This is a genomic window from Teredinibacter purpureus, assembly GCF_014217335.1.
Lineage (GTDB): Bacteria > Pseudomonadota > Gammaproteobacteria > Pseudomonadales > Cellvibrionaceae > Teredinibacter > Teredinibacter purpureus.
Genome location: NZ_CP060092.1, coordinates 3,482,747 through 3,498,003 on the forward strand (window position 1 = coordinate 3,482,747; position 15,257 = coordinate 3,498,003).

Annotated in this window: 14 protein-coding genes and 1 pseudogene; 5 read left to right on the plus strand and 10 right to left on the minus strand. The window is 45.5% G+C overall.

The window, feature by feature from the left end; all coding sequences use genetic code 11:
* Positions 1 to 71 precede the first annotated feature (71 nt).
* The 6 genes and pseudogenes from H5647_RS15205 to ccmA all read right to left on the minus strand — a co-directional run.
* A pseudogene (locus tag H5647_RS15205) lies at positions 72 to 2,027 on the minus strand (heme lyase CcmF/NrfE family subunit); the annotation flags it as partial.
* Positions 2,017 to 2,484: a cytochrome c maturation protein CcmE gene (locus H5647_RS15210; RefSeq protein ID WP_045859742.1), complete on the minus strand. Its 468-nt coding sequence runs from the start codon at positions 2,482 to 2,484 to the stop codon at positions 2,017 to 2,019. The pseudogene H5647_RS15205 and the gene H5647_RS15210, both read right to left, overlap by 11 nt.
* 7 nt (positions 2,485 to 2,491) lie before the next feature.
* Positions 2,492 to 2,677 (minus strand): heme exporter protein CcmD, encoded by a 186-nt coding sequence (gene ccmD, locus H5647_RS15215; RefSeq protein WP_045859743.1) that lies wholly within the window; start codon positions 2,675 to 2,677, stop codon positions 2,492 to 2,494.
* A complete protein-coding gene (locus H5647_RS15220; RefSeq protein WP_045859744.1) occupies positions 2,677 to 3,420 on the minus strand; it encodes a heme ABC transporter permease in 744 nt (247 codons plus the stop codon). The genes ccmD and H5647_RS15220 overlap by 1 nt, the downstream gene beginning before the upstream one ends.
* Before the next feature lie 15 nt (positions 3,421 to 3,435).
* Entirely contained in the window at positions 3,436 to 4,125 is a 690-nt protein-coding gene (ccmB, locus tag H5647_RS15225) for a heme exporter protein CcmB (RefSeq protein WP_045859746.1), read from the minus strand.
* Positions 4,118 to 4,822 (minus strand): cytochrome c biogenesis heme-transporting ATPase CcmA, encoded by a 705-nt coding sequence (gene ccmA / locus H5647_RS15230; RefSeq protein ID WP_045859747.1) that lies wholly within the window; start codon positions 4,820 to 4,822, stop codon positions 4,118 to 4,120. Before ccmA ends, ccmB begins: the two co-directional genes overlap by 8 nt.
* Before the next feature lie 189 nt (positions 4,823 to 5,011).
* Between ccmA and fliK the strand changes: the two genes are divergently transcribed.
* The 3 genes from fliK to ppnP all read left to right on the plus strand — a co-directional run bounded on the left by fliK (position 5,012) and on the right by ppnP (position 7,421).
* On the plus strand, positions 5,012 to 6,700 hold the full coding sequence (gene fliK, locus H5647_RS15235; RefSeq protein WP_045859751.1) for a flagellar hook-length control protein FliK: 1,689 nt from the start codon (positions 5,012 to 5,014) through the stop codon (positions 6,698 to 6,700).
* A gap of 64 nt (positions 6,701 to 6,764) precedes the next feature.
* Positions 6,765 to 7,067: an EscU/YscU/HrcU family type III secretion system export apparatus switch protein gene (locus tag H5647_RS15240; RefSeq protein ID WP_045859752.1), complete on the plus strand. Its 303-nt coding sequence runs from the start codon at positions 6,765 to 6,767 to the stop codon at positions 7,065 to 7,067.
* Positions 7,068 to 7,136: 69 nt separating this feature from the next.
* Complete coding sequence (gene ppnP, locus H5647_RS15245; protein ID WP_045859753.1) at positions 7,137 to 7,421, plus strand: pyrimidine/purine nucleoside phosphorylase; 285 nt, start codon at positions 7,137 to 7,139, stop codon at positions 7,419 to 7,421.
* Between the two features lie 15 nt (positions 7,422 to 7,436).
* Here the strand turns inward: ppnP and H5647_RS15250 are convergent, their stop codons facing one another.
* Together H5647_RS15250 and H5647_RS15255 are read right to left on the minus strand one after the other, a co-directional pair.
* Positions 7,437 to 8,873: a PAS domain-containing sensor histidine kinase gene (locus tag H5647_RS15250; protein ID WP_045859754.1), complete on the minus strand. Its 1,437-nt coding sequence runs from the start codon at positions 8,871 to 8,873 to the stop codon at positions 7,437 to 7,439.
* Complete coding sequence (locus tag H5647_RS15255) at positions 8,870 to 10,162, minus strand: HD-GYP domain-containing protein (protein WP_045861451.1); 1,293 nt, start codon at positions 10,160 to 10,162, stop codon at positions 8,870 to 8,872. Before H5647_RS15255 ends, H5647_RS15250 begins: the two co-directional genes overlap by 4 nt.
* 518 nt (positions 10,163 to 10,680) lie before the next feature.
* Here H5647_RS15255 and H5647_RS15260 point away from each other — a divergent pair.
* Positions 10,681 to 11,388 carry a tRNA (adenine(22)-N(1))-methyltransferase TrmK gene (locus H5647_RS15260; protein ID WP_045859756.1) on the plus strand — a complete coding sequence of 236 codons (708 nt, stop codon included), beginning with the start codon at positions 10,681 to 10,683 and terminating at the stop codon, positions 11,386 to 11,388.
* Positions 11,389 to 11,611: 223 nt separating this feature from the next.
* Here the strand turns inward: H5647_RS15260 and H5647_RS22465 are convergent, their stop codons facing one another.
* Together H5647_RS22465 and H5647_RS15270 are read right to left on the minus strand one after the other, a co-directional pair.
* Positions 11,612 to 11,767, minus strand: a complete 156-nt coding sequence (locus tag H5647_RS22465; RefSeq protein WP_082087080.1) for an RDD family protein — start codon at positions 11,765 to 11,767, stop codon at positions 11,612 to 11,614.
* Between the two features lie 38 nt (positions 11,768 to 11,805).
* Positions 11,806 to 11,982, minus strand: a complete 177-nt coding sequence (locus H5647_RS15270) for a hypothetical protein (protein ID WP_162926244.1) — start codon at positions 11,980 to 11,982, stop codon at positions 11,806 to 11,808.
* A gap of 121 nt (positions 11,983 to 12,103) precedes the next feature.
* Here H5647_RS15270 and H5647_RS15275 point away from each other — a divergent pair, with 121 nt between their 5' ends.
* A complete protein-coding gene (locus tag H5647_RS15275) occupies positions 12,104 to 15,256 on the plus strand; it encodes a VIT domain-containing protein (protein ID WP_045859759.1) in 3,153 nt (1,050 codons plus the stop codon).
* The last annotated feature ends 1 nt before the right edge of the window (position 15,257 follow it).

A 15,257-nucleotide genomic window follows, 5' to 3' on the forward strand; every position in this document is an offset into this window, starting at 1 on the left:
GTTTCGAGTTCATCATCGTTGTGCGTATCCCCACTTAATGCGTGCTTACTCTTTTCGGCGTTAGGAGCAAGGGCCGGTTCAGAAGAATCATTTTTTTTGGTTATTTTATAGCGTCTATCGGCAATTGATATTGCGCCGCCAATCGCCATAAGTAGTGCGCCGAACCAAATCCAACGAACCATTGGTTTGAAGTGGATACGGACCGCCCAGTCGCCATTATCTAATTCTTCTCCAAGCGCGACGTATATATCACGGAAGAAGCCAACATCAATATCGGCTTCGGTCATAATGCTACTGCCAGAAAAGTAACGGCGTTTCTGAGGTGATAAACGTGTTATTTCTTTGCCGTGACGACGCACAATCACATCACCCACATCAGCAGTATAGTTCGCACCGCGCATTCGGGTTACTTCAAATAATTCATATTCGTAACCGGCGGCATAGAGCGGCTGACCGATACGCAAACGCACGTCTCGCTGATCACTGTAGATGGTGTTCAAGCTTGCACCCAATAAAATGACGCCAAAGCCAATGTGCGCGACCACCATGCCGTAATAACTCAACGACAGCTTTGAAAGGCCTTCTGAAAGGCTTTTAGCATTATTGGTTTTACGACGAACATCCGACAAGGTCGACAATATGACCCATGCACCTAGGGTGATAGCAATTGCGGCAGCTATTGAGTAACTGCCTTCAAGCACACCCGGTATAAATGTTCCCAGCCATAAGCTGATAAGTAGCGGCCCAACCTGCCAGCGCTTTATTTTGGAGTAGTCTGTTTTTTTCCAGTTTAACATCGAGCCTATGCCAATAAGCACGGCAACAATCACCATTAATTTGACAAAGAAGAAATTAAACCACGGTTCGCCAACCGAAATTTTACCTAGGTTAAGGGCATCAGCGATTAACGGGTATAGCGTTCCCAGCAAAACAAAATTAGCGGCAATAATAAAAATTATGCTATTCGCCAGCAAAAAGGCTTCTCTGGATAATAAGGTAAAACCAGAAACACTTTTTACCATGGGGGCTCGTAAGGCAAACAGTGTGAGCGAGCCACCCACCACTAAACCCAAAAACATTAAAATAAAGACGCCGCGCGTAGGGTCTGTAGCAAACGCGTGAACCGACGTTAACACACCCGAACGCACCAAGAATGTACCAAGCAAACTAAGCGAAAAAGTAAATATAGCGAGCAGTAGCGTCCAATTTTTGAAGACGCCACGCTTTTCTGTCATAGCCAAAGAATGAATAAGTGCAGTGCCTACCAACCAAGGCATGAAGGATGCGTTTTCAACGGGATCCCAAAACCACCAACCGCCCCACCCTAGTTCGTAGTAAGCCCACCAACTACCCAGCGCAATACCCACGGTTAAAAAACACCATGCTGCATTTGTCCACGGCCGAGACCAACGAGCCCAAGCGGCATCCAGGCGACCAGACAACAGCGCTGCTATGGCAAAGGAAAATACAACTGAAAAACCCACATACCCCATATAGAGCATTGGCGGGTGAATAATAAGCCCTATGTCTTGTAGTAACGGATTTAAATCACCGCCGTCGTGGGGGATGTTCGGTAACACTCGATCGAAAGGGTTAGATGTCACTATCATAAACAATAGAAACCCAACGGCTATCATACCCATTACAGACAGCACACGTGCGAGCATATCGATGGGGAGGCGGCGACTAAAGATACTAACGGCCAATGTCCAGCCCGCCAGAATTAACACCCAAAGTAGTAAAGAGCCTTCATGCCCTCCCCATACAGCACTTAACTTGTACTGCGTTGGTAAAACAAGATTAGAGTGGTTTGCAACATAGGCGACAGAAAAATCGTCTACATAAAATGACCACGCTAGAATGCAAAACGCAATCGCTAAAAATACAAACAGCCCTGCCGTGAGCGAGCGGGCGGAAGCCATCCAAACCAGCCTACCGTTATAACTGCCGGCCATGGGAATTACGGCCAAACAAAGCGCTAGTAAAAATGCAACTATTAAGGCAATTTGCCCAAACTCAGGAATCATAACTTAGGCCTTTACAGGTGGCAGTATGCTCTTCACCGTTAGTTTGTACTGTATCGGCAACTTCTGGTGGCGTGTAGGTCTCGTCATGTTTTGCAAGAACTTTTGTAGCAATAAAAACCCCTTCCGTATTTAGTTGGCCCGTAAGAACCGCTGCTTCACCTTCGCCGAATAGATCCGGCAATATACCATCATGCATTACAGCTAGCTCCGCAATACCATCGGTCACTTTGAAATCGACCACTAAACTGTCTTTTGACCTTACAAGACTACCAGGCACCACACAGCCTCCGGCACGAATTGTTTTACCAACAGGTGCCTCGCCTTTAACAATCGCTGAAGGCGGGTAAAACAAGTTGAAGTTGTCGCGCATAGCATAGATGGATAAACCTATGACCGTACTGCTTAACACAACAATAAAGGTCACAAGAATTAAGCGTTGTTTTCTTTTAGGGTGCATTGCTAACTTAATCCGTTTTTCGGCTCAAAATAGAGCGTTGGGTTTTTATGAATTTGCGTTTAGCCGCGGTACAAGACAGTGCCAACAAAGCAATACCGCTAAACGTTATTAAATAGCTCGCCCAAACATAAGGGCCGTGGCCATTCATAGAAAAAAAGTCTTGAACACTGGAAAATTGGAAAACTACGTCCATTAGTGTCCTCCCAAAATTAATGTTTGAACCCAGCGCGTTCGTTTTTCTCGCTGAAGAATTTCAACACGGGTGCCCATTAGCAGTAGCCAGGCATAGGTGACATAAAACGCTAAAATCATCCAAATTAAGGGGTAAGCCATACTCGGGTCGATAGAAGATTTTTCGGTTAATTTAAGCGTGGCCGGTTGATGCAGTGTGTACCACCAATCAACCGATTTATAAATAATAGGAATGTTCACCATGCCAACTAATGCCAGTATGGCGCTGGTTTTATCTGCGCTCTCTTGATTTTTATAAGCTTCTTGTAGCGCAATGATACCCAAATACAAAAAAAACAATACCAGCATCGAAGTGATACGAGCATCCCACTCCCACCACGTGCCCCATGTGGGTTTTCCCCATATAGCGCCGGTGATAAGCGCTATAAAAGTGAGCACAGCGCCTAATGGAGCCGCGCACTTCATCACAATAAACGACATTTTCATTCGCCAAATCAAGCCAATAGCGCCACTAATCGCCATTATGTAATAGCCCGCTAAGGCTAAAAATGACGACGGTACATGTATGAATATTATGCGGTAGCTATTACCTTGTTTGGCATCTTGTGGCGCAAAGCCCAACCCCCATAGACTGCCAATAATAAGCATAACCACGGCTAACACCCCAAGCCCCACACTCCACACTGCTGTTTTTTCAAAAAACCAACGAGGAGAACCTAATCGGTGAAACCACTGCCAAGCCACGCTGACTCCTTCAATTTAATGATCTAGACCAATTTTTAACGCACCTGCCGCCGCCAGTGGTGCCAACATAAGAGACCCCGCTAAAAACGCCCCTAGAATAGCCAGCTGCCCGTCGATAGGGAAACCTTCTATTGCATTGCGCACCACGCCCGACCCAAAGATGAGAACCGGCACATAAAGCGGCATGATAATCAGCGATAATAACAGCCCGCCGCGCCTTAAGGCCACTGTTAGCGCCGCGCCTATGGAGCCTATAAGGCTAAGGCTTCCGGTACCGAGTAACAGTGAAACGACCATTGGCCAATACCCCGCTTCTGGCAACGACATCATTACACCAAGTACTGGCGCTAGCAAGATAAGCGGAAGCCCTGTAATGAGCCAATGAACAATCACTTTCGCAATAACAAGCCAATAGAGCGATTGCCCACTTAACACCATCTGCTCAAGACAACCGTCTTCATAATCCGCTTGAAAAAGCCTATCTAATGACAGTAGCGTTGCCAGTAACGCCACTATCCAGATTATTCCTGGGGCGAGTGTGGCTAACACCTTTGCTTCTGGGCTAATACCCAAAGGCACGAAAACCACTACACAAAGAAAAAATATAGCGGGATTCGCCATATCGCCACGATTACGAAAACCTAACAACAGCTCACGCCGTAAGCTAGCCGAGAAAACTGACCCCAATGACGGTAATCTAATCATTTAGGGGACCTGTCATTAATGGTTTTTCACCACCTACGCATGGGTTCTCGGGCAAAAAATGCGCAAGATCCAAGATTTTAACCGTTTGAATGGCAAGCGTTTGATGAGTAGTAAGCAAGACAATACCACCCCGTTCGGCGTGTTGCTGTATCTGTGTTTCTAGCGCCTGAACACCGCGTGTATCAATGGCCGTAAAAGGCTCATCCAATATCCATAGCGGCGCAAAGCTTAAGAACAGACGCGCTAATGCAACTCGTCGCTGCTGCCCCGCCGACATCTGACAGCATTCAACATGCTCATAACCGGAAAGCCCAACCTTGTCGAGCGCCTTCTCGTAGTCTGCAAGGGAGGGTGAAGAAACGTCGTTGATAGACTTAACGCCATTAAGACCAAAGTACCACTGTAAGTTTTCGAGAGCGGTTAAGGATGCTTTAACCGCCGGCTGATGACCAATATAAAGCAGAGATTCATACAGGGAAGGCGGCTCATCACACCGCTGAATGGGGGTCCAGTCTATTCTGCCTTGCGCGGGCATTAAGCGCCCTACAATCATTTTGAGTAACGTTGTTTTCCCCACACCGTTTGGCCCTGCCACTTGGACGATATCCCCGGCCCCATAGGTTGCGTTCACGCCACTAAACAGTAAACGTTCTTCGCGCTCACACGCAAGATTGGTGAGTGAAAGTTGGAAAGGCAACCGATTGTCTCCAAGGTAAAAATCCTAAGGGCAGCTATTATAACGTTACAGCTCCCGTTTGGTATCAGTAAAAAATGCGCGCCGCCAACAACCTACGCGTACATTATTTAAACGGAGTAGCAATAGCCAGCACACATATGGCTACCGTTTAAGCAGTTACAAATCACTATAGCGTTTAGGACGGGCACGATGGAAATACCACCGATTAATACCCCCACGGGCACGCAAGGTAGTATTCGAAGTCGCAGTACACCAACAAACTCGACTGCTTCACTGGTTAAATTAGTTAATGCTACACCCAACCAAACCGTTAACGTAACAGTCGAGCAACAAACAGTGGTAACTGTCGAGCAAAGACAAGCGCTAATCAAAAGCCTGACCACACCGCCTTCACCGGCCTCTAGCAGTACCGCAGGAAAAAACGACTCGACACAACACCCAAACCAAAACCCAACACCAATAGCGACGGCACGCCCAACAGTATCGAAGGCGCTACTACAACTGCTTGAAGCGTCACCGTCACTGCACTTTTTACGCGTAAAATTGCAACCCACGGCTAACAATTCAACGCTTCCCAAAACCTTTACACTACTCTCACCGGTTTCACTCAGCATAAGCAGTGCCGTTAATATTCAAGTACGTGCCGATGGCAATGCGCAACTATTGCAAGGCGCTCACAATACCCCAACGAGCCAACTTACGGCCAAGGCCGATACGCAAACATCCGACCTGTTTAAAAGCGCACGCGATTACGTGATAAAAAACGCACCGACAGCCAATATCGAACGCCAATCGCCCACGGTCGAATCGAGACAAACCACAAGCACGCTTCAAACATTACAACACGCGCTGCGTCTACACATGCCCTACCAACAACCCCTGAAAAATAGCGTAACAACGATAAACACGCTGCATAAGGCGCTTAATACACTCCCTTCAGCACTTAAAACCCACGTTGTTAATCCAAATTTGCTCAACGCGGTTACACGCCTTACTCAACCGAATATACAATCTGCGTCCCAATTGTCGCCACAAAATATTAAACACATAATCCAGCAGAGCGGGCCTTATCTCGAAAATAATATTCGAGCCAACATGGATAAACCAACGCAATCATTGACCAACTCCACTAGCGCATTGCCATTTAAATACGACACTAAAAATCTTTTACTGCAAATATTTACCGAAGCGTCGAAAAGCTCACCCGAGCCTCTACCCACAAACCGTCCCGATCCAGCGAGCACAACCTTGCAACACACGCTTTCACGTGCGGCAACGCTATTACGCGAATTCTCCCCGCTTATCGATACCTTAAAACAACTGACTACCAATGCCGCAGTCGCTCCAAAACAATCGCTCGAGCTCAAAACTCAAATAGCCCGTATTTTGACAGCCGCCTCAGCCATAGGGCTCGCCAATATTTCCGCCAATCAAATTCGTCAACTACTCAATCGTTCAACCGACGTAAACACCGGGCCCGTGATGCTGGAGTTTTCGCTTAAACTTCAGGAACACATCATTCCCGTTAGCCTGCAACTTACCCCTTACTACGCAACACCAGAGCAAGAAAGCGATACGCCTCCACCGAACAACGCTGCCAAAAAACAAAAAGCGCAGCGCTGGACCCTTTTTATGACGCTAGAGCTTGACGACTACGGCCCGCTTGCGACGGAAATAACCCTAACGGGTAATCGAATAACCACCCGTTTTTGGAGTGAACACGAAGACGTGAGGTCTCGAACCGCTGCACGCCTTACTGCACTGAAAGCCCTACTGGAAGAAAAAGGGTTAGATGTTGAAGATTTGCGCTTAGAAGCAGGAAAACCTCCCACAATGGCCATGCCTATTAAACAAACACTCATTGATATTCGAACGTAATATTCACAGTTAACTTCCAAGTACTGGCTACTACTTATTGGGGAAAATCGACGAGAGGCGACGTATGAGAAATGATGATGTGCCAACCAAAGCCGTTGCACTATTTTATGATGGCCAACAAGCGCCAACAATTACGGCCAAAGGGTTTGGCGAACAAGGCGATGAGATTATCCGGCTTGCGCAAGACGCGGGTGTGCCCCTTTGTGACAACGGGCCGCTGGTAGAGCTGCTTACGCAACTAGAACTCGGTGATAGTATTCCAGAGCAGGTCTACGTTGCGGTTGCTCATATCTTGGCGTTTGCCTACGATTTACAATTTAGTCGCCCACAAGAGCCAAACGACGGAAATAGCCACGCCCCCTATTAAACGCTATAATCCGCGCCGAAATTCTACGGCGCTAAGACGCTAGCACACACCAACTCTAGGGATAATTTCATGTTAGATGTAAACGAATATTTTGACGGAAAAGTGAAATCAATTGCATTTAAAACGGCATCTTTACCTGCAACCGTAGGTGTTATGGCTGCTGGAGAGTACACTTTCGGCACCGATTGCCGCGAAATAATGACCGTTGTGAGCGGCGAACTAATCGTAAAACTGCCGGGCCGAGATCACTGGCAAACCTTTATCTCAGGCCAAACGTTTGAAGTAGAAGCGAATACAAATTTTGATTTAAAAGTAAGTGTCGACACCGCTTATCTATGTCAATACGACCGCTAATTTTTACACCCTATTCTAGACAGCGGGTGTCTCTATAGAGGTTTGCGGCAGTACCACCGTAAAGGTGCTGCCCTTCCCGTAATCACTGTCTACCGTTATATTTCCGTCTAGCACCTGAATCAATTCACTTACCAACGCCAACCCTAGCCCAGTGCCTTGTATACCACGGTTCTGCGTTTCTCTTACTTGCTGATACTCCTTAAAGAGCAGCGAAAGCTGATCCATGGGAATACCTACACCGGTATCCGTTACACTTATCGTAAACGTATTGCCGTTATCAGAACACTCAATTGTTGCACTCACACGCCCTTTTTTCGTGTATTTAATGGCATTAGAAATTAGATTAACCAAAATTTGCCGTACTTTTCTGCGGTCACTCGTAACATTAAGATTAGGGGTACACCGGATCATATAATCGAGATTTTTTGCGTCGGCCAAATAACTCATTTGCTCGTTGATATCCGCTACAACCGAATCTACCTGGAAATCCTCAATTTCGGCCGTCATTTTACCCGCCTCGATTTTTGATATATCGAGTGTGTCCGAAATAAGTTCATTTAATTGCATTCCACCAATTTTTATACCTCGCAACGCCCGCTTATCTTTATCGGTCATGCGCTCATCTGCACGGCATAAAATTAGATCGGAATAACCTATAATCGCGTTTAGTGGGGTGCGTAATTCATGTATCATTTTCGCGTAAAAATCACGCCTCGCTTGCGCCCTCGTCACTTGCGCCTGCTGCTGAGCGATTCGCCTTTCCGTTGCGTTAAAAGCGTACCCAATGACGGTGGTACCACTTTTTTCTTCTAATGGATAAAAATTCCAGCTAAACCAATATCCATCTACCTCTACATCAATGTGTGTAGTGCTGACATTATCAAAGCAACAATGCCGACAAAAAATATTTAATTCCGGCGGGAATATTTTAGCGTTCCCTTTGCCATCAAAACCATGTGCCAGCAATAATTCTTGCATCGCACGGTTTCCGAATAACATTTGCCCTTCATGGTCAAACTCAGCGATTGCGCCCGGACTTTTCTCTACGAAACCAGCAAACTTAGTAAGCTCTTCATAATTATGTTGCTGATATCTATTTTCGAAAAAGCTAACGATACGATGGCATTCAGACTCCACAGGTGAAACCATCACACGATAATCAACACCCACATACTCACCATTATTGGCCAACCAATAGGCAGACGTCATAACGTTTAAGTGAATATCGCTCTGCGCCATTAGCACGCAGTCTTTAGCGTCATGATGAGTCTCACGAGAATGTACACACAGTAGATCGTGTATATGCTTACCGATTGTACCGACCGAATCCCAACCCAATACTGTTGTGGCATAATCAGACAACCAAAGAATATAACCATTTTCATCTAAAGCAATTAAGCCGTCTGGCCATTGCTGTAAAATATTTTTAGCTTCTTGAAACGTTAACGTCATTCGAATACCGGTACCAATCGTCTTTCAGGATCATCTTTTAAATCACCAGGCAAAAGCAGCTCGCTAATTTTTCGGTGCTGATTAGAGGGGTCGCGCAAATCTGCAACATAAGGTTCGCGTAGCGGCTTTTCGTTTTTATCGTAAATAATTCGAACAATTGGCTCTAAGTGTGTCTCGATAAACACCTGCTCAATGACCGCTTTTTCAGTTGTAGTTAAACGCACGGCACTACTAACGGGGTACACACCAAGAATATTAATGAGTGCGGCCACTACCGTCGCATCAAATTTCCCACTGTCTGCCTCGCGATACAAATAACGCAAAGCATTCGTCGGTAACATTCCCGGTTTGTCCTTCAGCTGATGTACACACTCATCATAAGTATCGACTACCGCTAATACCTTTGACGCTGAGTGCATCATATCACCACTAAGGCCTGCAGGATAACCGCTACCATCACAACGTTCATGGTGTTCACGAATGATACGAACAACTAAACGCGGTAATGCTGAATGGCTCAGCATTTTCAATCCAATATCAAGATGAGAGTGAACAAGCTTTGTTTCAGTACCTACATAACGAGAACGCTTTCCCATCAAATTGAGGGGTAACTGCAACCAACCGCTATCGTGCAATAAAGCTGCGATAGCGAGCGCCCCACGCTCTTCTTCGCTTAACTTTAATGCAAGCGCCAGATTTAATGTTAAACAGAATACACTAAAGGCATGATCGACTATTTTTTTTGACTTTCGGCTTAAATGCACGAGGTTAAGTAGGGCTTGATTATTACGCTCAAGGCTATCCAATGTTTGATCTATTAACGGGAATAACGTATCGGCAGAGACAACCTTGCCACTTTCCAAATTAGCATTCAATATTTCAACCGTATTTTTAATCTCTGTTCGAATATTGACAGCTAACTTCATCTCTGCGGCTAACGCTAGAGTAGCATCTTGCGATACACCCTCGACTACCGCTGACTTACTCTTTATCACCGACAATTTTTCAGGCGAAATAGAGCCCTCTCCACTACCCCCCCTACCCTTTTCCGATGTTAGCTCTTTGCCCTCGGGCGCGTCAGCAGACAACGAGACACGCCCCTTAGATAGATCAATTACAACTTTTTTTACGCCAGACTCTCGAAGCTTTACGACCTCTGTAACGCTTTTAATAAGACGGGTATGCTTGAGAAACGGGCTATCAATCCAAGGAATATCAAGCTTAACCACGAACATTCCAGGCTGAAGCTGATTAATTGTTATAACTTGAGTACGTCTATTATCGCTCATTAAACTTAATACTTGAATGAAGAGAGTGGGACACTGCTTTGCCCAACAAGTATAGATAGAGAATGGAATACCAACATAAAAAAACCCTGCCATTTGGCGACGCTTTATTCTTAACAATACGCCCGCCACGCCGAAGCCCGTAGCACCTAGCGCAACGGCCTATCACCACTATTTAGCGTACGAGTAATTAGGCAGCAAAATCAACGCATGGAAGGCGAAGCAGTACCTGTTAACACGCAACAGTGCATTACGGAACAAACAAAGGCAAATCTCATGCCTAGTCGATACACTACACGCTACGTTCTACAACGTTCGAAAATCACCAGCGCTATATGGGAGAACATTCTCTAGATGCATCGCCAATAAACCTAAAAAACAAAAGAAATAACGGCGCTAATCACGTATTATTGCGCAGTACGCTAGGCTAAGCGTTCATCGCGCAGGCACAACACCTCGATGCAGCAACGCTAATTCCGTACTCCCCAATCCTACCTTCAATACCATCATAGATATCCCGCATGGACGATAAAATCATCAGACGTTTAGGCCAACGCCTAAATCATATTTTTCAGTGGATAAACTCTGCAAATACTTACAGCACTATTTGGGATATATGCTGTGATCACGGCCGGTTGGGGCTGCACTTACATCAACGCTTTCCTACAACACATATTCATCTCGTTGATAAAGTGGCTTCTATCATAAACACGCTAGAAACAGATTACGCAAGCCTAAACGACGGGCGCCTGCACTTTATAGCCGCAGATGCAACCCGCTTGTCGCTTCCGGCCGAGCAACGCTCATTAGTTATCATTGCTGGTGTTGGAGGACAAAACTTACAGGCCATATTAAAAGGTATTATCGACCGATTGAAAAAAGGCTCAGCCGTTGAATTTATTCTTAGCCCCAATTCACATACCTTTGAATTACGTTCTTTTCTACGCGAACAACATTTCACGTTAATTGAGGAAAGTTTTGTCACAGAGAAAAACTTTAGCCACGAACACCTATGGCTTCGTTACCATTGCGGAAGATCGCCCGCCCAACTAAACACTGAATCGTTTCAACCCGTCACCATAATCGGTGATTCGCTGTGGCGGGACATGTCCAACATCAAACGCACGTATATACACAAACTAATACGGCACTACGAACGCATGCAAGCGAATCGCGACTGTCCCTATGCCGAGGTAGCCCTTAACGCCTATAAAAAAATAATTCAGTAAAAACCAACAATTGGCGAAAGCCCTAGAGTACCAATAAATTCTTATTATTTTAATTCCAGCGTATAGGTTCGCGAGCAAAAATTAAACGCGGGGCCTCCTGCAAACCGATTATCGTCCACGCGTATAACATAAGTACGGCCTAACCTATCGTGAAGAAAATTGCCCGAGAGAAAGCAATTAAAAAACCACGTAACTTTTGTGGACACACATAAAATGGCGAAGCTCACCCCACACCCTGAACATCTCGATTAACAACCCTCAACCCCAATAGTTTTTTCCCGAGACTGGTCTGCCAAACAGAACATTCCATCAACCAATACATCAGTAGCATACATCGGTCTGCTAGAAGCGCGGCGAGGCCAAACAGCGCACTCGACATAAGTATCCCATTAAAAAAAGCCCTTTATTGTAGAAAAATCAGCGCCAACGCTGACAGTTCAAGCGCACTAAATTGCGTTTAGCTAACACGATTTTACCCACCATTACTTTTCCATTATCATCTAAACCAACAACAGAAGGGGTTATCCCTTCGCCCAAGCGGTTAGGGATAAGCCAACGCCCTCCTCCTACAAAATCTATACCGATAATCGCCATTTCGTCCCAAGCGCCAAACTAGCTTTAAAAAAGTGGTGTAGTGTAGCAAAATTAGACAATATTTCAGCCAAGGTGAATATACCTTCACAAGAGAAAGCCGACCATCATAGGGAAAATACGCATGGCGAATATACTGCACACGTTTGGAATTGCTTTAGGGGTAATGTTAGGGGTATTGGGCTCGGTACAAGCCTACGCACAAACAGATCACCTCATTGGCCGCTGGGCTCTCAGCACCCCAACCGACGAGCATAATATTACAGCTCTACAATTTGAGCCCGGCAATCGAATCATTATTGAGCAAATTGATGGAGACGAGCATTACCGAGAAACCTATCGATATTCGGCGGAGAAAGAGCATCTTTTCATAGAAAACGACTATGACAACCCGGCCATTTACTCGATTTCCAAGAACACATTAACATTGCTTTACGACGACGAAACACTCGTACTTGAGCGTAAAAAGCACAGCCGATATTACCAAACCATTGCCATAAATGGTTACAATCAAGGTATTCAAATAGAAAAACTGAACCTTAACGTCACTATTGACGGTTCCCTAGCCTCTACTGTAGCAACCTACACGCTACGCAATCTTTATCGGAGCGACACAGAAGCTTACATTAATCTTCCCATTGCAGACGGCGCAATAGTGACAGGATACGCACTGGATATTGACGGTGAAATGACGAATGCCGTTGCAGTTGAAAAAAATAAAGCCCGAGAGGCATTCGAAGAAATACAGGACCAACAAATTGATCCGGGCATTCTTGAATATACCCGAGGGAATCGCTTTACAACGGAAGTTTATCCCGTGCCCGGAGGCGGTACTCGCACAATCACACTTACGTCAACAGAGATACTAAAACGACAATTAAATGGCTCTCTGCTCTATCAATTTCCTACCGAATTGCTAGACCCCTCAACTGAAATCAATCTTCATATTCGCACAGAGCGTCCAAAAAAATTGCCGCAACTTATTACTCACCCCTTTCCTCGACAAATACTTTCATCAAGGTCTGGGCAACATCACAATATTATTAAGGCAACATTACAGCAAGACAGTGCAAGAGTTTCACAGCTAGAAACAACTAAACTGCGCATCTACCCCCGCAGGAATGCTCGCTGGTCTCATACACTTAAAGACGATGCACTCTATGTAAAGGGTGAAATTAACGTTAACGTAGCTTTACTTGACCGCGTAGAAAAAATAGATTCCCTGTTAATTATTTGGGATAGCTCCCTTTCAATGGAAAACAGCCATAATGAAAAAATAGCAACGTTAAAATCACTTTTAAAAAACATCAAAAAACGAAAACCCAAGCCAACCGAACTTCAATTACATCGGTTTTCGGCCACCAACTCCCCATTAGAAACGTTTCCCTTTAACGAAAAAGGTATTATTGCATTATTCAAGCGATTATCAGAGGTACCCTATGACGGGGCTAGCCACCTTCAGGGCGCACTCACTGCCGCCAATACCTCCAGCGCAGATATTGCATTATTGTTTAGCGATGGCCTATCGACACTCGGTAACGAAGAATTGCCCGCGGTTAAAATGCCAACTTACCCCATTCTTTGTAACACGAAATTACATGAGGCAATTCTTAGGAATATTGCGCACGAATCACGAGGCGTAGTGCTCGACACCAATCGTTACTCTCCCAAAAAACTGGCTCAATCACTCGGCGTTCTTGCCCCCAAACTTCGCCCAGCCTCCACCAATACCGAGTGGCTAACCCATTTTGATTATAACGGCCGTTACACGTTAAAAATTTACGCAAAAGCAACAGGTGATAACGCAATATCCGAACTCACAACGCGAGTAACGTCCGATCACTCTATTAATATTGATCAAACGCCACAGTCCGAGACGGCTCTGCAGAACTTCACGACTGCATGGCTAAACCAACACATGGCTAACCCTAAACGAAACGAGCACCACATTAGAGATTTTGGATTAAAGCACGGGCTAGTGACACCGTATACAAGTTTGATTGTACTAGAGGACATTAATGACTATGTTTTTTATGGCGTTCGGCCACCGCATAACATTTATAATGCGCAGCAATACGAGACTCTACGACAGGAGCTGCTCGACTCGCAGAAAAATGAACCCAGTCAAGATACCGTTATAATGCAGTATCTACTAGACGCTTGGAGCCAGCGTGCAAAATGGTGGCATCAAGCAAAACCAATCTCTATAAAAAAAGCGCTATCACTTTTATCCCAAAAGCCCTGCACCCACAACTGTAACGCTTTGGGTTTTGATCATGAGAATAGTTTAGTCGAAGAGGTTTGGGTTACTGGAATGCGCGCTAGCGATAACCCCAATGATGCCAACAACACCATTAATTTAACACCTTGGGCCCCCAATGCACCTTACTTAACCCCACTGAAGGCAGTAGCCCCACCACTGATTTACGAGCAGTACCTTAAACTAAGAGAAAATTACCGTGAAAGCCCAACATTTTACATGGACGTAAGCCACTACCTATTACAACTGCAACGCCCACAAGAAGCCTTCCTTGTAATATCCAACATTCTGGAGATTCACCCTGAGAATGCAGGAATGGAACGCATGGTCGCATACAATTTAATACAATCTAATGAACTGACTACTGCGCTGGTAGTTCTCGAACATATTGCACAAATTGCCCCACATCAACCTGCTAGCTGGAGAGATCTCGCATTAACCTGGGAAGCCATAGGCCGCCACTCATCTGACATTAGCGCACTAGCAAACGCCGTAGAATATTACCTGCGTGTTATTCTGGGCCCATGGGAGGCCGAAAACTATATGCGCATTACCGCGTTAACTGAGCTCAACCACCTACTCAACCTACACCCCTCTCTTAGAAAAAACGCGCAAAGGTTGGACGACACTCTACTTGAGAATTTTGAACTCGATATACGTATAGTGCTGTCTTGGAACTCGAGAAACGCCGACCTTGATTTATGGATTGAAGAACCCAGCAAAGAAGATGTACATTATGGCAACCCCGTCAGCGTTGCTCACGGTTATCTACCCTTCGATGCCATTGATGGCTTCGGGCCAGAGGAATACCTCACTCGCTTCGCAATGCCAGGACAATACAAAATTGAAACGAGCTTCTACAGTGAAAACCAGATCGAATATTTTGGGCCGGTTACAGCAACCCTCGATGTTTACACTCATTACGGCCGAGCAAACGAAACACACCGCACAATAACACTGCATATTGAAGAACCTGGCGATAACATACCACTGGGGGATATCGAGTTTTTTCACTGAC